Consider the following 18574-nt stretch of genomic DNA (forward strand, 5'->3'; position numbering starts at 1 on the left):
TCTAGTGTTAAAGGGGGGTTAAATTATTGGAACTGAAAACAAACCCGTATTTCCGCAAAACAGTGAAATATATTCATCTATTATTATTGATCGGTGCATGTTCGGTTATCATCGGGTTTTTCACAATTTTTACGACATATATGATTGCAAAACTGTCAGGTCCTCCACCGATTGAAATCCCCCAGTCTACCATTTATTATGCGGAGGACGGGACCGTTATCGGTGAATCGCATAACGGACAAAAGCGATATTGGGTAAATCTTGATGAAATCTCACCTGACTTAATTAACGCAACATTGGCGATTGAAGATCAACGCTTTTATTCCCATATTGGATTTGACCCAAAGCGGATTGCCGGCGCTTTAATTGCCGATTTCAAAGCAATGGCAAAAGTACAAGGGGCTAGTACCATCTCACAGCAATATGCCCGCAATTTGTTTTTAAGTCATGAAAAAACTTTGGTGCGAAAAATAAAAGAAGCTTTTTATACAATTCGTTTAGAAGCGAATTACTCAAAAAAAGAAATTTTAGAAGGCTATTTAAATACAATTTATTATGGTCACGGGACTTACGGAATTGAGGCTGCCAGTCGTTATTATTTTAATAAAAATGCCAAGGATTTGAACCTGCATGAAGCTGCCTTGTTGGCCGGGATTCCAAAAGGTCCGAATAGCTTTTCACCATTTATTTCCTATGACAAAGCAAAAGCAAGACAAGAACTCATTTTATCCGAGATGGCAAAACAAGGGTTCATTTCGAATGAAGAAGCACAAAAGGCAAAAAGCGCAAACATTGATTTTGCCGGAAATCTCGGTGATAAACAAGGAACGACGGCACCCTATTTTCAAGATGTTGTTAATACGCAATTAAAATCGAAAATTGGTTTAGATGAGCGAACCATTGAACTTGGCGGATTAAAAGTTTTTACTACCTTGGATTCGAAACTGCAAAAAGTTGTGGAGGAACAAGTAAAGAAGACGATACCGAAAAATTCATTAATTCAAACAGCGGTCGTCGTGATGGAACCGAAAACCGGGTATGTTCAAGCGCTAATCGGTGGCCGTGATTACCAGGAATCCAGCTTCAACCGGGCAACTCAAGCGATGAGACAGCCGGGCTCCACAATAAAACCGATTCTTTATTACGCCGCCCTGGAAAGAGGATTTACACCGGTATCGATGTTTCGCAGTGAATTAACGACATTTACTTCTGATGACGGCAGGGAGAAATATACACCGGAAAATTTCAATCACAAATATGCCGATGATGATATTACACTTATGCAAGCACTCGCTCTATCCGATAATGTTTATGCCGTTAAAACACATCTTTTCTTAGGAATGGAAACCTTAGTTGAAACAGCGAAAAAGTTTGGGATCGAATCGGACCTTGATGAAGTTCCGTCATTGGCATTGGGAACATCCAATGTCCGGCTTATTGAAATGGCCAATGCCTATAGCTTACTTGCCAATGGAGGCAAAAGTGTCGAACCGGTGTTTATTACAAAAGTTGTGGATTCTAAAGGCAAGGTAATTTATGAGCAGGAAAAAGAAGCGGTTCAAGTACTGGATCCAGATATAACTTTTGTTATGAACCATATGTTGACCGGGATTTTTGATGAAAAACTGAATGGCTACACAAATGTAACCGGGCAAAGCATTCTCTCAAAAACAACGAAAACCTATGCCGGAAAATCCGGATCAACGAACATGGACAGTTGGATGATCGGTTTTACCCCGAAATTAGTAACCGCCGTCTGGACCGGTTATGATCAAGGGAAATCGATTAATCGAACGGATGAAAGGCAATTTGCTAAAAATATTTGGGTTGACATAATGGAAAATGCTCTGGAGGGTAAGCCCGATCAAATATTCAAACCGACTCCGGGAGTCATCGGGGTAAATATCAATCCGGAAACCGGCCTTCTTGCAACGAAGGATTGCCCAGTAAAGCGGTATACGTATTTTATCAAAGGAACTGAACCGACCGAATATTGTTCGGAACCGAAAGCAAATTCCTCGGATGATGAACAACCGTTGACAAAGGATCCGGAAAAGTCACCGTGGTACCGGAAATGGTTTAAGTGGATTGACTGACTTTCCTGATTTATTTAGGACGGATGCACGGGAAGTCAATTTATCATATTCGCGGCCAACTAGTTAATTTCGCTATATTTTCATTTCATCCCATCATAACGGGAAAGTAAGACCCCACCTCAAGATTCTGAGTTTAAAAAGAAGGTAGGTGGGGGATAAAAAAACTCCATTAATGGAAGTTTCATTTTATACGAAAAACTCCTTACCACTTATTGCCGGCAAGGAGTTTTTCATTAATCCAAACAACCGAGGTCCTTTTTCAACTTGTCACTGGAACGTTCCCAAAGTCCGCCTTCTTGTTGTTTTAAAAATTCCGCTAAAACACGTTTTGACGGTTCATCCATATGATCCACAATCACATGCCCTTTCATTGATTTATCCATGCGATTCACATGTTCAGGTAATGATTTGTAGCCACGGCGAATCGATCGGTCGACAATTAATTCACAAGCAGCAACGCCATAATAATACGGACCTTCTTCATTCCTTTCAATCGTTACCCAGACGAGCCAATACGGTTTCCCGTTTGGCACTACCTCTTTCTCTTTAAAAAATTTTATTCCTTTTTCCACTTTACTTTTTGCATGCATGGCACCGATATCAACAAAAGCCGTTTTTTCCTCTACATCGACAAAAACAGGGGTAACATTTTCCAAATTCAAAACACCGGTACCGAATCCTTTATGCCCATCAGTCGGATCATTTTTAATGATATTGAATTGGACTGTTTTCTTTTCTTTATTTTCTTCCAACGCAAACCCTCCCCTTTCATTTCGTACAATGGATAAAAACAGTAGCCATGGTGATTTATTTCTCCGGCTGAACATCTAATAGTGATTAAAAATTTTAAAAGAATGCACCTACAAAATCAAGGATTCCGTAAAAAATATTTGGAATAATTTTTTGAAGCACCGGTCCGATCGTTATATTATATAGCGGATCGACAACAATCAAGACTAAAAAGATTAACATTCCATACATTTCAAACTGAGACAATTTCGCCCGCGTACCTGGTGAAACAACGTCTTGAATAATTCGATAACCGTCAAGTGGCGGGAGCGGAAGCAGATTAAAAACAAACAAAACTACATTTAAATACGTAAACCAATAACACAGTTCATAGAGAAACTTTCCCCCGGTTCCCTCCAATCCGAATCCTATCGTCAGTGCCAAGAGAAGTCCGCCAATAAAAGCAAGCAATAAGTTACTTAACGGACCGGCAAGGGAAACAAGGACACCTGCCAGTCTCGGCTTTTTAAAATGGAACCGATTGACCGGAACCGGCCTTGCCCAACCAAAACCGGCAATCAACAACACGATAGTACCGATCGGATCCAAATGGGCCGCCGGATTCAACGTCAGCCTGCCTTGATTTTTTGCCGTCGGGTCACCAAATTTATAAGCAACAAAGGCATGGGCATATTCATGCACTGTAAACGCAATAATCAACGTAATGATAATATAGGGCAAAACATTTAGAGGAAAGGCTAAAAAACTCATAAATTCGCTCCTTTTTTTGATCTTTTAAACTTTATTTTACCATCTAATGGCACAGAACACACTTTTTAAACTTTTATGCACATTTTCTTTTCTTGATATACAAGATATAATAAATAGGTAGTATTCACATAGTTGGAGGAATGCAAAATGCCGTATGTTACAGTCAAAATGTTAGAAGGTCGTACAGACGAACAAAAGAAAGCGTTAGTTGATAAAGTAACCGAAGCTGTCGTAGAAACAACCGGTGCCAGTGTTGATAAAGTTGTTGTCTTTATTGAAGAAATGAAGAAAAATCATTATGCGGTAGCGGGAAAACTTGAAAGTGAAAAATAAATTAGTTCTTTAACGAAACAGGGAGGGACATAGCAAATCGTCCTCCCTGTTTCGTTTATACAAATAGTGCCTGACGTTTATCATCCGGGTGAACAACTTACTCCATTTGTTGGTTATTTACCAATGATTTTAATGATTCGATATATTGAAAGGCTTCATCAATCTCTTCTTTTGTGTACCTTTGTTTGCTTTTCACTTGGCTGATTTTTTTATAAATATCTTCCCGTGGTAGGGCATCAAAATAAAGAACGGTCGAGACCAGCTCTAAAAACCTCGAACTTTTCTTGTTCATATCATTTATACATTCGTCCAATGTCGATGGCAGTTTTTGCTCAAATAACTCAAGAAACTCCCCGCCATTTTTTGTCAGTTGATAACGGTACTGAAAATAACCGCCCTTTTTTTCCTTTACTTCATCAAGAAAGCCCATATTAACGAGTTCTTCCACTTGTAATGTCAATTCCTCTGAATACGGTCCATAAAAGTGAAAGTCGAACTTTTCTTGATATGGAAAGGATAGTCTTTTGGCTATGTAAATCATTTTTTGCAATTTCTTGCGCCCGACTACCTCTTTTGCCGTCCGGATGGCATGGAGTATTTTGGCATGTTCAAAAAGCATTCATTTCATCTCCTACAATAGCTTCTACTGTTTTGATTTTTGCTGCAATCAAGAGCGGATATCTATTTTTTATCCATTTATCCCAAGCAATTCCTTAATTTGTCTTTTCTCATTTTTCTTGGTCGATTCATCCTTCAAGAGATCAAGAGGAAAGTATAACTTATGGTCGGTTCTTCGTTTCCCGCTGATTGCTTCAACAATTTCCGATTGTCGGGACAGTTCCCGAATTTCTCCATTCGACATCGATAACTGGATCGGCAGTCTCTCTTCCTCTTCCCCCGGTCTGTAAAAATCATAGGGGAGATCCGAGGAAGAGTCCAGAACTAAATAATATTCAGGATTTATCCCTGCATCTGTAAACAATGTTACCAGTTTCATATACTTTTTATATTCAGTTGCAGGGTCAAATTCGATATATTTGAATAAGTGCCTGTTTAAAAAGCGATAGCATAAGTCTTTCAAAATCGGGTCGTCCTCTTCTTGCCATACATGGAAATAATAAAGAACGACGGATTCATCCAATTCGAGATAATCTTTTAATTTCGGTTTTCCTTCAAACAATGTAACAAAATGTTTCGGTTCGTGTTTGAAATGATAAAATTGCTCATGTAATTCTTTGGCACGGTGAAGAATTTTTTGTAAAATGACTTCACCGGAACGCGAAACCGGGTGAAAATACACTTGCCAATACATTTGATAGCGGCTCATAATATAGTCTTCAACCGCATGCATGCCGCTCTTTTTAAAGACAACTTGATCCTCTTTTGGTCGCATCACCCTAAGGATTCGCTCCATGTCGAAATGACCATAGCTAACACCGGTAAAATAGGCATCTCTTAATAAGTAATCCATTCGATCTGCGTCAATTTGACTGGAAATCAGGCTAATGACCAATTTCTTTTCCGATGTTTTTGCAATCACTTCCGCCACCTTTTTGGGGAAATCTGCCGAAACCAATCTGAGAACTTGATTTACTTCCGTATCCCCCATAATGATCGCCTGGGTAAAATATTCATGATCAAACTGGAAAACTTTCTCAAATGCATGAGAAAACGGACCGTGTCCTAAATCATGTAAAAGAGCTGCACAAAGGGACAAAAGCCGATCGGATTCATCCCACTCCTGCCTCCCCTTAAAAACATCATCAACAATGCGGCGAACAATTTCATACACACCGAGGGAATGGCTGAAACGGCTATGTTCGGCGCCGTGGAAGGTCAGAAATGTTGTCCCGAGCTGCTTGATTCTTCTTAAACGTTGAAATTCCTTTGTCCCGACCAAATCCCAAATGACCCGGTCACGAACATGAATATAGCGATGAACAGGGTCTTTGAACACTTTCTCTTCTCTTAATTTTTCCATTGCATAACTCATATGGAACCCTCTTCCTTTATTTCATGTTTCCATTATATCGACTTTTCGTGCTCGTTTCATCATAAGAAAGAAATTTTTTAAAACTGTCGACACGTCGTACAAATATTGCTTTTTAATGCACATATCATACGATAACAATTTTTCTCTTTTTTCACCCCTGGTAAAATTGGTTTACTATAAAGAAAACTTGATTAGGGCGAACCAATGTTGTCTTACTACATGGGTGACTATTGGACAAAATCAGCAAAAGTTGAAGCAAAATTGGCTCATAGAACGGCTATATGAGACAGAATTAGTTGATAATCAAGCCAAAATGTCCCATAGAATTGCCCGGATCCCCTGCTATGGGACAAAATCAGTGGAAATCGAAGCAAAAGTGTCTCATAGAACGGCACTATGAGACAGAATTAGTTGATAATCAAGTCAAAATGTCCCATAGAATTGCCCGGATCCCCTGCTATGGGACAAAATCAGTGGAAATCGAAGCAAAAGTGTCTCATAGAACGGCACTATGAGACAAAATTAGTTGAAAAGCAAGCCAAAATGTCCCATAGAATTGCCCGGATCCCCTGCTATGGGACAAAACCAGCGGAAATCGAAGCAAAAATGGCTCATAGAACGGCACTATGAGACAGAATTAGTTGATAATCAAGCCAAAATGTCCCATAGAATTACCCGGATCCCCTGCTATGGGACAAAACCAGCGGTAGCTGAAGCAAAAATGGCTCATAGAACAGCACTATGAGACAAAATTTATTGAAAGTCAAGTCAAAGTGTCTCATAGAATTGTCCGTACCTCACTCTATGGCCTTCCTTGCACAACCAAGCTTTCCTTTTGCACTATTCCTAAAAATTTCCCGCTAAGTCGAATTCGCTTCCCTGCTGGAAATTTATATGCTTAATGTATAAAAAAGAGGCTGACGATTACGTCAACCCATACCCACGCCTACCTACATTTTCAATTTTTGTTTTACTTTTTCCATTAATTCATCTTCAGTCAGTGCCGCTACCGGTCGGTTATTGACAAAAGTGAATGTTTTTTTTCGCCCTGGTCCGCAATAAGATTGACAACCAATTTTTATAGTTGCATCGGGATCGAGTTCTTTCAATTTTGGAATCAATGTTTTTAAATTTACAGCTTGACAATCATCGCAAACCCGAAATTCGTTTGCCATTTTACTTACAATCCTTTCAAATAAAATATCAGTCAACCCTAGTGGGGATAGCTAATTCGTCACTAAATGGTATTGTACAACCAAAAAATACATATATCAAGTGAATCAAAACGACATCCGGGTTGTTATACGCAAAAAAAATATTAAAAAACTATTATCCTTTTATCTTTTATTGTATAAATTATAAAAATACTGTCCATGATAATAGTAAACCAATCAATAATAAAATTTTGCATAATTGGGAGTTGAGAATGATGAAAGTACGTCAAGATGCATGGACAGAAGAAAATGATTTATTACTAGCTGAAACTGTATTACGACATGTAAGAGAAGGAAGTACACAATTGAATGCTTTCGAAGAGGTAGGTGACAAATTAAATCGGACGAGTGCTGCGTGCGGCTTTCGTTGGAATGCGGTCGTCCGTCATAAATATGAAAAAGCCCTACAACTGGCAAAGAAACAAAGAAAACAAAAGCAAAGATTGTTAGGAAAGGATCACGGTGGCAAGAAAAAATTACTTTACCAGCCGCCAATTCCTACTCCGGAAGAATTGGAATTATCAACTGAAATAGCAACAATTGAAACGGGTGTAATGGATCAGCCTGTTGACGCAGGAATGGCAGAAAATCAAGTGCCTGTATCAACTGCAAGTACATCTGTCCATCCGCAAAACTTAACGATGGATATGGTCATTCGCTTTTTACAAAACTTGAACAATTCCAATCTACAAGCAAGTATTTATAAAAATGAGAATGAAAGTTTGAAACGAGAGATCGCTGATTTACGCAAACAAAACCAGGAATTAGAAGAAAAGGTCAAAGAGTTGGAAGAAAACTCAACAACAATGCAGGAAGACTATGAAACATTAGTAAAAATTATGAACCGGGCCCGTAAACTGGTGCTGTTTGAAGAAGAGGAGAAGCCATCCACTACCTTTAAGATGGATCGTAATGGAAATTTGGAAAAAGTTGCTGAATAAGGTAGTCTTGGCAACAACAGAAAACATATCATAGGGAAGGCTTGCTCATTTTCAGCAAGCCTTCCGTATTCTTACGGCAACCATTTCTCATTTCGTTCAACTACTCTCTTATAGTAATGCTCATATAAGTCGCTTTCTTCAGCGGTTAGTTGACTCGTGTAAAATTTCCCGCCGCTCACTTTTTTCAATACTTGGAGAAAGCGTAACATACACTGTTCAATGGTGATGTCTATTCCAAGTAATTCGGATAAGGAAGCCATTACTTCCGGCTTAATTTGCGGATATGCAAATTTTGTTACCGCACCCTTCAGTGATTTTTCATAAAACTGACGAATAACCTCAGCTCTTTTGCTGCCACTGCCTGTTACACATAAATAAATTTGGACGGCAACACCTTTTTTTACCCGCCGCTGAGAAATACCTGCAAACTTTTTTCCATTTATGCTTAAATCATAACTGCCGGGACAATAAGATCCGTGGATCTCGCCCGCCTTAATCTGATCTGTGAGGTCGGCAAACATCAATTGAACAAAACGGTACATCGCTTCGTACCCGCGGTTAATCTCAATCCCCTTTTCCTTTTCGGGGAACACCAATGTAATATTAAGCACCCCTTCATCTAAGTAGACGGCAAGCCCTCCGGATGTTCGCACAATATAGCGGTAGCCGGATTCTTCTAAAAATTTTAGACCATCCACTAAATAAGGTAAGCGAATATCTTGAATCCCTAAAATAACGGAATGATGATGAACCCATGTTCTGGCGACGGCGTTTGATAGACCAGTTCCGACCGATTCACATAATGTATCGTCCATTGCAAAAGACTGAAGCGGATGGAACATTGGACCTAAACTGGATTGGTCAATAATTCTCCATTCATCTTGTTCAAGAAGTTTAAGAACATCATCCATTCTTTTTTCTCCTTTTTATACGTCTCTTGAGTAGTTTTTCCTTCGTTATTATAACATAAAGAAAGTTGACTCATGCGCTTCCCTTATTTGAGAAGTGCCTAAATAAGCCAACTTTCCCCATCCTCAGTATAGATCTTTTAACAAATGCTTTATTGTAATGCTTGTGCAGCAGTGATCAAAGCTAATTTATAAACATCCTCTTCATTGCAACCGCGAGACAAATCGTTTACCGGTGCATTTAATCCTTGTAAAATTGGTCCTACCGCTTCAAAATTTCCGAGCCGTTGAGCGATTTTGTAACCGATGTTGCCCGCCTCTAAACTCGGGAAGATAAAGACGGTCGCATCCCCGTTAATTATCGAACCGGGCGCTTTTTTCTCCGCCACAGCTGGAACAAAGGCGGCATCAAATTGAAATTCTCCGTCAATCATCAATTCCGGATTCATTTCTTTAGCAAGTTTTACAGCTTCAGCTACTTTTTCCGTTTCTTCTGATTTAGCCGATCCTTTTGTTGAGAAACTTAACATAGCAATTTTTGGATCAATATCAAACATTTTAGCCGTCTGTTCACTTACCACTGCTACCTCTGCCAAACCTTGGGCGTCCAGGGTAATATTGATTGCACAATCAGCAAATACATATTTTTCATCGCCGCGTACCATGATAAAAGCACCGGAAGTTCTTTTGATACCCGGTTTTGTTTTTATAATTTGCAAAGCGGGTCTTACAGTGTCTGCAGTTGAATGAGCGGCACCACTTACAAGACCATCAGCTTTTTTCAAGTAAACAAGCATTGTACCAAAATAATTTTCATCCTTTAATAATTCACGTGCTTGTTCTTCCGTTGCTTTCCCTTTGCGACGTTCAACAAATTCTGTCACCATTTTTTCCATTTCGGGATATGTATGTGGATTTAATACTTCAATGCCTTCAATGGATACACCAAGGTCTTTTGCCTTCTGTTCCAACTCGGCTCGGTTTCCGATCAAAACAGGTTCCAACACATGTTCTGAAGTAAGTCGAGTAGCTGCTTTTAAAATCCGTTCATCATAGCCCTCCGGAAAAACAATACGTAAATTTTTCCCGTTCACTTTTTCTTTTATCGATGTAAATAAATCCATATTGAAATCCTCCTTTAACTCCTTCATTTTTAAGGATACTATTTGTGAAAAAAATTGCAAGCTATATTAATAAATCAACAAAGATCAGGACAAGTTGTATTAGTATTGTTCGATTTTTTCCATAAACTATACCGGACAATCCTATTTTCATCATGAGAACGTTCACAAAGTTGTCAAATGCGTTTGAGGAGAATTCGCTATTCGTCATATGGTATAGTAAAGAAAAATGGACGAGGAGTGTTATTGAATGAGTGAAGCAGTGCAAACATTGGATGGTTGGTATTGTTTACATGATTTTCGCAAAATAGATTGGACTTCTTGGAAACAATTATCAGAAGCAGAAAGAAACGAAGCGGTTCAAGAATTTGAACATATGTTAAATAATTGGCATGTTGTTGAAGAAGGAGAAAAAGGTAGCCATGCTTTTTACTCAATTGTCGGACAAAAGGCGGATTTGATGTTTATGATTTTACGGCCAACGATGGATGAGTTAAATGAAGTTGAAACAGAATTAAATAAAACAACATTGGCAGACTTTTTCATACCTGCCTATTCTTATGTATCGGTTGTGGAGTTAAGCAGTTACTTAGGGAAAGATGATGGCAGTGATCCGTACGAAAATCCGTATGTCCGTTCCAGATTATATCCAAACCTGCCTAAGTCAAAATATTTTTGTTTCTACCCGATGGATAAACGCCGGCAAGGAAACGATAACTGGTATATGTTATCAATGGAAGAACGAAGAGATTTCATGAGAAGTCACGGTGAAATTGGCAGAAAATACGCCGGCAAAGTAAAACAAATTATTACCGGTTCTGTTGGTTTTGACGATTGGGAATGGGGCGTTTCCCTTTTTTCTGACGATGTTTTACAGTTCAAAAAATTGGTCTATGAAATGCGCTTTGATGAAGTAAGTGCCCGGTTTGGAGAATTTGGTTCATTCTTTGTCGGGAACTTACTTGACAATGATAAATTTGAAAAAATGATGGAAATCTGATTGTGTGAGGCCAAGAATGTCCCCTGAAAATCAACATTCTTGGTCTTTTTTGCAAAATTGTTCTTATTAAGGACACTCAAACCACTAACATCTCCTAAAGTTTTCATCCTACTTTATTGGGACATCAGGCATTGGGCAGACATGCTTGCAACTGGGCTTGTGCTTTTTAACCGTTCAGTATATACATCAGCGGGGCGCTCGGTTTTTATTTAGGTACATAGTTTTTAGACAGCCACTTTTCTAATATCTTTTCAGTAATACCGAAAAAATACTTGCATATATATACAATGTGGGTTTTTTCGGGACCCAAATACAATTATTGATCCGTTTGTGTATTCCAGCCAATTCCTCCCAACACGGTTTCCCGGTTAATTCTATCAACTGATGCAAACCATTCCTTCATTGCAGCAATCATTCCTACTTTTTGAGGATGTAAAAAAGCGACTGTATTTTACACAGACTTCATCATAGCATATTGCCTATTGCATTGGTGAAAAAAAGCCCTACGGATTGAAATTTCGCTTAACCCTTTCCAGTTTATTTGTTGCAAAATATGAACATTGGCCAACGATCTTTCATATATTGAAAATTAGAGCCTAACTCTATTTTGAAATGGGGGATTGTTTTTGGCAGTCATTCAATATAATGATGCAGACGTCCGGCTACTCGCCAGATTAATTCGGGCAGAGGCTGAAGGAGAGGGTAATCTTGGCATGCTAATGGTCGGTAACGTCGGTGTTAACCGTGTCCGTGCCGATTGCTTAGACTTTAAAGATGTCCGTTCGGTAAAACAAATGGTATTTCAATCACCCGGCGGCTTCGAGGCAACACAAAAGGGGTATTTTTATCAACCAGCTAGAGAAAATGAACTACGCCTAGCAAGAAGGGTTATTAGAGGGGAACGATTTCATCCCGCCACGAATTCACTTTGGTTTTTCATGCCGACGGGTTCTTGTCCCGCGCAATGGTTCAATCAATGGAATTCCGGCCGATATAAGTCACACTGTTTCTATTCCCCCTCTCAATCTGCATGCCCTACTGTCTTTTAGTTTAAAAAAATTGCATTGTAATACTGTCTTTTCACTTAGAAAAATTACGACCACCCCTGATTCTAGTAAAAGACATTATGCAGACCCGGCGGAAATCAAGTGTTTATAAAAAAATATACACCGTTTTTCCTAGTTTATAAAGTTAGCCGGAATGACAAATCAAGTGTCCATTAAAAATTATATACGCTTGAAATTTTTCATGAGGAGGATTTACCATGAGTGCGAATTCAGGAAATTTTACAGGATATCAATATTATCGGCAAACGAATCCGTATCAACAAGCAGCAGGAGGTTTTCAATACGGGCAACCCGTACAAACCGGGCAACAAGCTGGCGCATATATACCTGGCTATCCACAAATGCCTACCTTTCCGCAAATGCCTGCGGGTACAGCGGTACAAACACCCGGCATTGCCACGACCGGTGTTCAAGTTCCGGGAATGTTGCCAATTGAACAATCCTATATTGAAAACATACTGCGGCTAAATAAAGGAAAGCTTGTAACCGTGTATATGGCCTTTGAAGGAAGCCAAGAGTGGAATTCAAAAGTATTCCGCGGTATTGTTGAAGCAGCCGGACGAGATCACCTTATCTTAAGCGATCCTGAAACCGGTTATCGTTATTTACTGCCAATGGTTTACTTTAATTATGCTGTTTTTGAAGAAGAAATTCAGTACGATTATCCTTTCCCCGGCACAGGATTTCAACAAGGAGTTACTACTTATCAGCCGAGATGATCAGCTAACCGGATAAAGTGAGACTGCCCTTCGTTTCAAATAGCAGTCTCTTTTTCTTGACTTTTACAGTTTCATACTTGAAGTTGGCTTCACATCTGTATTTTTTGTACGTTATATAAGACAAACAAGTTCCTATTAAAATAATTTACTTGCCGCCACCATAAGCAATATCCAGGCGATCAGGAAAGATACGCCACCGATTGGTGTAATTGCCCCAAGAACCTTCACACCGGTAAGACTTAAAATATATAAACTTCCCGAAAACAGCACAATTCCGGCAAAAAACAGCCAACCTGACCAGGATATAAGTGAACTTGCCGGGAATTTTGACATTAACAGACCTACCGCCAATAAAGCAAGCGCATGAAACATTTGATATTGAACGCCGGTTTGCCATGTTGATAAATAGTGATCACTCAGTTTTCCTTCTAATATATGGGCACCAAACGCCCCCAGTGCAACCGATAAAAACCCATTTAACGCACCTAAAAATAAAAATAGATTCATTTATTTCACCGCTTTCCTTTCTATAAATTTTGAAATACTTTTACGGAAACATCTATGAAAATCGCCAAAGCACTCCAAGTCCCTTTCCTTCAACTTTTAAAAATCCTCAAGTTGCTTTTTGCCCATTCTAAAAAATTGCCAAGCCCCTTTATCCAATGCAATTACTTAAAAATCAAATAAAGAGTCGCCGTTTGCCCCGTCATCTGTTTCCAGTTTCTTTTCCATCAACGTGTTCGTCACTGTCACGGCTTTGGGTGTAGAAACAGAAATCGGCTGAACAGGTCTGGAGTATGCTTGCTCACTACCAACTGAACTTGATTCCTCCAGCATCACTTCACATAATGTTTTAATTGCTTGTATATGTTCACGAATTTTGGTATCTGATGTTTCCCTTTTTGCTTCATTCACCTTTTCCCCCATCTTGTTCAATAAAACTTGATAGGATATTTGCATGTCATCACCTTTTCTAACTCATTTTTCATACACTTGAGCTATTCTTATTTTACAAAAAATGAATAGAATAAGCTAATGGAAGACTGTTAACAATTCCACAATTTGACAATTGCCAGTTTATTTTAGAATAGAAGACTCTTTTTTGATAAACTAAATGGTAGAAAAAGACGATAAAGGAGTTTGTGCAAATGGCTAATTATCCTTCTTGGATTGAAGAAAAAGACGAGGTCTTGTGGCTTACAGAGGACGACCGGGAACATTTACAAATCAGCTACCGGTTAAAAAAAGTTATTTTTTCAGAACAGTCTCCGATTCAACATGTCATGATTGTCGAGTCGGATGATTTCGGTCGAATGCTTGTCTTGGATGGGGTCGTTCAAACTACAGCGATGGATGGCTATATTTATAACGAAATGATTACCCATGTTCCGCTCCAACTGCACCCCAATCCGAAAAATGTGCTGATCATCGGTGGCGGTGATTGCGGGGCGGCACGAGAAGCAACGAAATACCCAAGTCTCACACAAATCGATATGGTGGAAATTGATGAACTGGTTGTGAAAGCGTGCAAGGAGCATTTACAAGAGGTTTCCGGAAATTTACATGATCCGCGGGTGAATTTTATTTTTACCGATGGACTTGCCTTCGTACAGGAAAAAGAGGATGCATATGATGTGATAATCGTGGACTCCTCCGATCCGGTCGGTCCTGCCGAGGCATTATTTGAATACGACTTTTATCAAAATTTACATAAGGCTCTAAAGAAAGATGGTATTCTTGTTTGTCAAAGCCAGTCACCCATTTTCCAACAAGCAATTGTCAAACAAACACGAACCCATTTTGAAAAATTATTCACTGACACAAAAACCTATACCGCCATTGTCCCTACTTATCCCGGCGGCATGTGGAGTTTCACGATCGGTACAAAAGGCAATCCGATTGAACCTGGTCGTGTCCATTTTAAAAATGTAGATACAAACTATTTTAATCAAGGCGTTTTCGAAAGCTGCTTTACCTTGCCGGAGTTTCTGAAAAGGCTAGTGCCAAATCATTAATAGCTGATAAAAACAACGGACGAACCATCTTTGTTCTTGTTCGTCCGTTCCCTACTTCAATTATCCTTATATTCTATTGTTACTTTATATCCCATCCGGTTCATGAATGTTTCAATTACTTTTGTCGCTTGTTCTTCAGCGGAAGTCAGCAATCCCTGTTCAGTTGCCTCCGCTACAATTTGGTCTTGGGCCAATTCAGCAAAGGCATATCCTTCATCAATGGAAGCCTCACTCCGAAACAAGCCTTCCGATGAAAAAATTTGTGCTTGATCAAAATAAAGCGTCGGTTTCTGAATAATTTCCGCTTTCGGTAAAATAAGGTGAATCGTTTTATGATCTTCATTTATCTCTAAATCACTTTTCGTTACCTTTGACAAATCAACACCCGCAATTACTTCACCGGGAATAATGATTAAAATTTTCCGCTTCGTACCCGGAAGATTTGCGTCAATTTTTTGACCAAAAAGTTGATTATCTTCTTGTTCAACAACTGCCTTCATATAAGCTTTCGATGTCGCAAGCGTGGACAAATCTTGAATTTGCTCAACAAAACCGGCAACCTTTTGAGTCTCTCCCTCTCTCACAAATATCGAACGAATGCCAAGAAAGACGGTCAAAAGTAGGAGAAGAAGGAGGGAGAACATGATCATTCGGCTTTTTATATTTGAAAACAGTCGTCGATGGACCGTGTGTTGCCGGACTGCTGCCGTTGCACCGATTTCTGCTTTTGTCTGTTTTAATTCATTTATCATTTTCTTTATCTCTTCCAAGGTTTCTGTATCTTCCTGATGAGCCATCAATCTTCCCCACCGTTTCCATTTAGATATATCTAGTTTAGCAAAATTACCTGAACAATACTATTTACAGATTCCACCAGTATTATAGATTGTTTTTACTTCACTATTCTTGAAAACTATTTACACAACATTGCCCATTGCAACCGGTCGCAGTTATTCATGCTTGATTCGTAAATACATCCGATAAAAAATAAAAAATGACAAGTAAGCAATGATGGAACCGGTGAAAAAAGGAAGCAAAAACCATAACTTTGCTATACTCACATAAATAAGAAAGGTCGTTATGAAAAAAATAAGTAAAGAATAGATCGGTTTTCCAAAGGTGAAATAAAAGGCATTTTTTAATAATGTTTTTACATCCATTTCAAAATGCACAGACAGTGAAATGAATTGTATCGTATAAACAAGCAACCCTGCACCGAATATAAGAAAAATCATGGAAAATACTGCATTACCAACACTTTGTAAATAGTAAACATCGCCAACAATAATTACCCACAAAATCATAAAGATCAAACCGGAGATAACACTTTTTTTATAATTATCCTTAAAATATTTAAAAAATGCCGTTGCATGAGACGCTGTTTCCCTTTTCAAAACCCAGTCACGGGCAACGGCAAACAAAGCTGTTGTGCCGGGGAAAAACAGTAGAGGGACGAGAATAAAGAAACAAAGAAGATAATACAAAAGCCCAATTTTCACTGGGCTAAATATCATAGTAAAAATAACAAATGCGAATGGCAGATTTAAAATAAACCAATAAATATTTGTTATGGTCATCTTAATAAACCATTCGACAGCTTCATTGAAAGTTTCCCAAAAACGAGCCATATTATCATCACTGCCTTCTTTATGACAATTTATTATCGATCTGAAAAGTGCCTGTTACCACACTTTACTTGACCTCGACCATATAGTCAATGGGGACAGTGTATATCGCACCAACCTGAAAACGCCATTGTCTCACTCTACTTAATCCCGATAATTTAAACCGGTCTATTCGCACCAAACGAAAACGCAGATTGCCTCACTCTATTTGATCCTGATTATTTAGTCAATTAAGATCGATATATCCTTCCGAACGAAAAACGCAGATTGCCTCACCCTACTTGACCGCTCCTTCTGCTATCCCTTTAATTATATATTTTTGGGCAAATACATAGAAGACGACAACCGGTATAATTGTCAATACAAGTCCGGCCATTGCCTGGTTCCATTGGATCGTGAATTCGCCAAAGAAATAGAAGGTGGACAACGGAATCGTTCTTAACTCTTTTTGTGTCAACACTAAGGAGGGCAGCAAATAGTCATTCCAAATACTAATAACATTTAAAATCATAACTGTCACGGTAATTGGTTTCAACATCGGGAAAATGATCCGCCAAAAAATACCGAATTTTGAAGCTCCGTCTATCATTGCCGCCTCTTCCAATGAAAGCGGGATCGATTTAATAAATCCGTGATAAAGAAAAACGGCCATACTTGTATTAAAACCGATATTCATAAAAATCAGACCGCCGCGGGTATTTAACATCGGAATTCCGGTAGTTTTCATAATCCAGTTCATTTCCTGCATTAGCGGCATCATGATGGTTTGGAAAGGAATAAGCATCGTTGCAATAAAAGTCATAAAAATAATTTTGCTTATTCGATTATTCGTTCTTGCCAACATCCATGCAGTCATCGACGATAAAATGACGATAAAAATAACAGAAACGACAGTAATAAATAGTGAATTTCCAAAGGCATTTAAAAAATTCATTTTTTCAATCGCCGCTATATAATATTGGAATGAGAAATCTTTCGGCAAAGCCAAGACATTCTCATATAATTCCTGCCGGTTTTTAAACGAATTGACGAGCATGATATAGATAGGAGAAAGGTAGAAAATCGCCACAATTAAAAGCAGTATTTCTTTAATGACTTTGCTTTTTTTCATTACATTTCTACCTCCCGTTTTTTTGTAAAATATACTTGTGTTAATGAAATAACTGCGACAATTAAGAAGAAGACGATTGCCTTTGCTTGCCCGTATCCGTAATTACTGTAACCGAAAATTTCATTATAAATATTCAGAGCAAACATTTCTGTAGAATTGATCGGACCTCCACCTGTTAAAGAAAGGTTGACATCATAAATTTTAAACGCAAAGGATAAAGTCAGGAACAGACAGATCGTGATGGAAGGCATGAGCAGTGGCAGCACAATTTTCCTTAACCGTTGCCAATAGTTAGCCCCGTCAATTTTTGCAGCCTCCATTAATTCATACGGAATATTTTCAATCCCTGCTATATAGACAATCATCATATATCCGGCCATTTGCCAAGTAAATACAAGGACAATTGCGTATAAAGCATAATCCGGACTCATCAGCCAATTGTAAAAGACAGATTCGAACCCGGTTACTTTGCCAATAATAGAAAAAGCATCGGAGAAAATAAAGCTCCAAATGTAACCTAAAATTAATCCGCCGATTAAATTCGGCATAAAAACCATCGTTCGGGCCGATTTCGCTGTTCGTAAAGTTGACGTAACAATTAAAGCAAACGTTAATCCAAGAACATTAACTGAAATAAGTGCTAAAAAGGTAAACTTTATTGTCACCCACGCTGAGTGACGAAACCGTTCATCTTCCATTAGTTTAAGAAAGTTATCAAAACCGACAAATTCTTTTGCATTTGCAGCAATGCCATCCCAATCGAAAAAGGCATAATAGATACCACTAATAAAGGGAATAATCACAACAATGGTAAAAATAAAGATTGTGGGAAAGGTAAATAATGCAAACCAAAATCGGTTTTTTGTTTTTGACACAATCTATTCCCCTCTTCCATACTTATTTGAACATCATTATCATTTAAAAATTTGGA

20 protein-coding genes are annotated in these 18574 nt (G+C 38.6%); 7 read left to right on the forward strand and 13 right to left on the reverse strand.

Features of this window, described 5'->3' with window-relative positions; all coding sequences use genetic code 11:
* The first annotated feature begins 26 nt into the window (after positions 1–26).
* Positions 27–2096: a transglycosylase domain-containing protein gene (locus NSQ14_RS18015; protein ID WP_251245757.1), complete on the forward strand. Its 2070-nt coding sequence runs from the start codon at positions 27–29 to the stop codon at positions 2094–2096.
* 233 nt (positions 2097–2329) lie between these two features.
* Here the strand turns inward: NSQ14_RS18015 and NSQ14_RS18020 are convergent, their stop codons facing one another.
* Both NSQ14_RS18020 and NSQ14_RS18025 read right to left on the reverse strand, forming a co-directional pair.
* Entirely contained in the window at positions 2330–2848 is a 519-nt protein-coding gene (locus NSQ14_RS18020; protein WP_034773287.1) for a YwhD family protein, read from the reverse strand.
* Between the two features lie 94 nt (positions 2849–2942).
* Positions 2943–3596, reverse strand: coding sequence for a site-2 protease family protein (locus tag NSQ14_RS18025; RefSeq protein WP_251241475.1), 654 nt, complete (start codon positions 3594–3596; stop codon positions 2943–2945).
* A 147-nt stretch (positions 3597–3743) separates the two neighbouring features.
* On the opposite strand from NSQ14_RS18025, the gene NSQ14_RS18030 reads away from it, so the two are divergent.
* Complete coding sequence (locus NSQ14_RS18030; RefSeq protein ID WP_034773292.1) at positions 3744–3929, forward strand: 2-hydroxymuconate tautomerase; 186 nt, start codon at positions 3744–3746, stop codon at positions 3927–3929.
* Between the two features lie 97 nt (positions 3930–4026).
* Here the strand turns inward: NSQ14_RS18030 and NSQ14_RS18035 are convergent, their stop codons facing one another.
* From NSQ14_RS18035 to NSQ14_RS18045, 3 genes are all read right to left on the reverse strand, one after another.
* Positions 4027–4548 (reverse strand): YwgA family protein, encoded by a 522-nt coding sequence (locus NSQ14_RS18035; RefSeq protein ID WP_041844691.1) that lies wholly within the window; start codon positions 4546–4548, stop codon positions 4027–4029.
* 69 nt (positions 4549–4617) lie between these two features.
* Positions 4618–5922, reverse strand: a complete 1305-nt coding sequence (locus tag NSQ14_RS18040; protein WP_034773297.1) for an HD domain-containing protein — start codon at positions 5920–5922, stop codon at positions 4618–4620.
* Positions 5923–6872: 950 nt separating this feature from the next.
* The gene (locus tag NSQ14_RS18045) at positions 6873–7097 is read right to left on the reverse strand and encodes a DUF1450 domain-containing protein (RefSeq protein WP_041844696.1); all 225 of its coding nucleotides are present in this window, start codon (positions 7095–7097) and stop codon (positions 6873–6875) included.
* A gap of 254 nt (positions 7098–7351) precedes the next feature.
* Between NSQ14_RS18045 and NSQ14_RS18050 the strand changes: the two genes are divergently transcribed.
* Positions 7352–8077, forward strand: a complete 726-nt coding sequence (locus NSQ14_RS18050; protein WP_041844697.1) for an RsfA family transcriptional regulator — start codon at positions 7352–7354, stop codon at positions 8075–8077.
* A 71-nt stretch (positions 8078–8148) separates the two neighbouring features.
* Here the strand turns inward: NSQ14_RS18050 and NSQ14_RS18055 are convergent, their stop codons facing one another.
* A complete protein-coding gene (locus NSQ14_RS18055) occupies positions 8149–8988 on the reverse strand; it encodes a biotin/lipoate A/B protein ligase family protein (RefSeq protein ID WP_343191629.1) in 840 nt (279 codons plus the stop codon).
* A 149-nt stretch (positions 8989–9137) separates the two neighbouring features.
* Complete coding sequence (gene pta, locus NSQ14_RS18060) at positions 9138–10109, reverse strand: phosphate acetyltransferase (RefSeq protein ID WP_346216666.1); 972 nt, start codon at positions 10107–10109, stop codon at positions 9138–9140.
* Positions 10110–10356: 247 nt separating this feature from the next.
* On the opposite strand from pta, the gene hemQ reads away from it, so the two are divergent.
* The 3 genes from hemQ (at position 10357) to gerQ (ending at position 12892) form a co-directional block, all read left to right on the forward strand.
* Positions 10357–11106, forward strand: coding sequence for a hydrogen peroxide-dependent heme synthase (gene hemQ / locus NSQ14_RS18065; protein ID WP_034773310.1), 750 nt, complete (start codon positions 10357–10359; stop codon positions 11104–11106).
* 626 nt (positions 11107–11732) lie between these two features.
* A complete protein-coding gene (locus tag NSQ14_RS18070) occupies positions 11733–12155 on the forward strand; it encodes a cell wall hydrolase (RefSeq protein ID WP_034773313.1) in 423 nt (140 codons plus the stop codon).
* Positions 12156–12370: 215 nt separating this feature from the next.
* Positions 12371–12892 carry a spore coat protein GerQ gene (gerQ, locus tag NSQ14_RS18075; protein ID WP_034773316.1) on the forward strand — a complete coding sequence of 174 codons (522 nt, stop codon included), beginning with the start codon at positions 12371–12373 and terminating at the stop codon, positions 12890–12892.
* Positions 12893–13027: 135 nt separating this feature from the next.
* Here the strand turns inward: gerQ and NSQ14_RS18080 are convergent, their stop codons facing one another.
* Positions 13028–13399 carry a DUF423 domain-containing protein gene (locus NSQ14_RS18080; protein WP_034773318.1) on the reverse strand — a complete coding sequence of 124 codons (372 nt, stop codon included), beginning with the start codon at positions 13397–13399 and terminating at the stop codon, positions 13028–13030.
* Positions 13400–13564: 165 nt separating this feature from the next.
* Entirely contained in the window at positions 13565–13852 is a 288-nt protein-coding gene (locus NSQ14_RS18085; protein WP_095142175.1) for a YwdI family protein, read from the reverse strand.
* A 188-nt stretch (positions 13853–14040) separates the two neighbouring features.
* On the opposite strand from NSQ14_RS18085, the gene speE reads away from it, so the two are divergent.
* A complete protein-coding gene (speE, locus tag NSQ14_RS18090) occupies positions 14041–14907 on the forward strand; it encodes a polyamine aminopropyltransferase (protein WP_156103286.1) in 867 nt (288 codons plus the stop codon).
* A gap of 56 nt (positions 14908–14963) precedes the next feature.
* Here the strand turns inward: speE and NSQ14_RS18095 are convergent, their stop codons facing one another.
* The 4 genes from NSQ14_RS18095 to NSQ14_RS18110 form a co-directional block, all read right to left on the reverse strand.
* The gene (locus NSQ14_RS18095; protein WP_251249370.1) at positions 14964–15704 is read right to left on the reverse strand and encodes a DUF4230 domain-containing protein; all 741 of its coding nucleotides are present in this window, start codon (positions 15702–15704) and stop codon (positions 14964–14966) included.
* A 153-nt stretch (positions 15705–15857) separates the two neighbouring features.
* Entirely contained in the window at positions 15858–16535 is a 678-nt protein-coding gene (locus NSQ14_RS18100; RefSeq protein ID WP_346216667.1) for a YesL family protein, read from the reverse strand.
* Between the two features lie 274 nt (positions 16536–16809).
* Positions 16810–17643 (reverse strand): carbohydrate ABC transporter permease, encoded by an 834-nt coding sequence (locus NSQ14_RS18105; protein ID WP_034773327.1) that lies wholly within the window; start codon positions 17641–17643, stop codon positions 16810–16812.
* On the reverse strand, positions 17643–18518 hold the full coding sequence (locus NSQ14_RS18110; RefSeq protein ID WP_034773329.1) for a carbohydrate ABC transporter permease: 876 nt from the start codon (positions 18516–18518) through the stop codon (positions 17643–17645). The genes NSQ14_RS18105 and NSQ14_RS18110 overlap by 1 nt, the downstream gene beginning before the upstream one ends.
* Positions 18519–18574: the final 56 nt, after the last annotated feature.

The organism is Caldifermentibacillus hisashii, from assembly GCF_039654145.1.
GTDB lineage: Bacteria > Bacillota > Bacilli > Bacillales > Caldibacillaceae > Caldifermentibacillus > Caldifermentibacillus hisashii.

Excerpts from the sequence above, each read along its gene's own strand:
- NSQ14_RS18025 (WP_251241475.1), bottom strand. The coding sequence starts at position 3,596 with ATGAGTTTTTTAGCCTTTCCTCTAAATGTTTTGCCCTATATTATCATT.
- NSQ14_RS18030 (WP_034773292.1), top strand. The coding sequence starts at position 3,744 with ATGCCGTATGTTACAGTCAAAATGTTAGAAGGTCGTACAGACGAACAA.
- NSQ14_RS18035 (WP_041844691.1), bottom strand. The coding sequence starts at position 4,548 with ATGCTTTTTGAACATGCCAAAATACTCCATGCCATCCGGACGGCAAAA.
- NSQ14_RS18040 (WP_034773297.1), bottom strand. The coding sequence starts at position 5,922 with ATGAGTTATGCAATGGAAAAATTAAGAGAAGAGAAAGTGTTCAAAGAC.
- NSQ14_RS18045 (WP_041844696.1), bottom strand. The coding sequence starts at position 7,097 with ATGGCAAACGAATTTCGGGTTTGCGATGATTGTCAAGCTGTAAATTTA.
- NSQ14_RS18050 (WP_041844697.1), top strand. The coding sequence starts at position 7,352 with ATGAAAGTACGTCAAGATGCATGGACAGAAGAAAATGATTTATTACTA.
- NSQ14_RS18055 (WP_343191629.1), bottom strand. The coding sequence starts at position 8,988 with ATGGATGATGTTCTTAAACTTCTTGAACAAGATGAATGGAGAATTATT.
- pta (WP_346216666.1), bottom strand. The coding sequence starts at position 10,109 with ATGGATTTATTTACATCGATAAAAGAAAAAGTGAACGGGAAAAATTTA.
- hemQ (WP_034773310.1), top strand. The coding sequence starts at position 10,357 with ATGAGTGAAGCAGTGCAAACATTGGATGGTTGGTATTGTTTACATGAT.
- gerQ (WP_034773316.1), top strand. The coding sequence starts at position 12,371 with ATGAGTGCGAATTCAGGAAATTTTACAGGATATCAATATTATCGGCAA.
- NSQ14_RS18080 (WP_034773318.1), bottom strand. The coding sequence starts at position 13,399 with ATGAATCTATTTTTATTTTTAGGTGCGTTAAATGGGTTTTTATCGGTT.
- NSQ14_RS18085 (WP_095142175.1), bottom strand. The coding sequence starts at position 13,852 with ATGCAAATATCCTATCAAGTTTTATTGAACAAGATGGGGGAAAAGGTG.
- speE (WP_156103286.1), top strand. The coding sequence starts at position 14,041 with ATGGCTAATTATCCTTCTTGGATTGAAGAAAAAGACGAGGTCTTGTGG.
- NSQ14_RS18095 (WP_251249370.1), bottom strand. The coding sequence starts at position 15,704 with ATGGCTCATCAGGAAGATACAGAAACCTTGGAAGAGATAAAGAAAATG.
- NSQ14_RS18100 (WP_346216667.1), bottom strand. The coding sequence starts at position 16,535 with ATGGCTCGTTTTTGGGAAACTTTCAATGAAGCTGTCGAATGGTTTATT.
- NSQ14_RS18105 (WP_034773327.1), bottom strand. The coding sequence starts at position 17,643 with ATGAAAAAAAGCAAAGTCATTAAAGAAATACTGCTTTTAATTGTGGCG.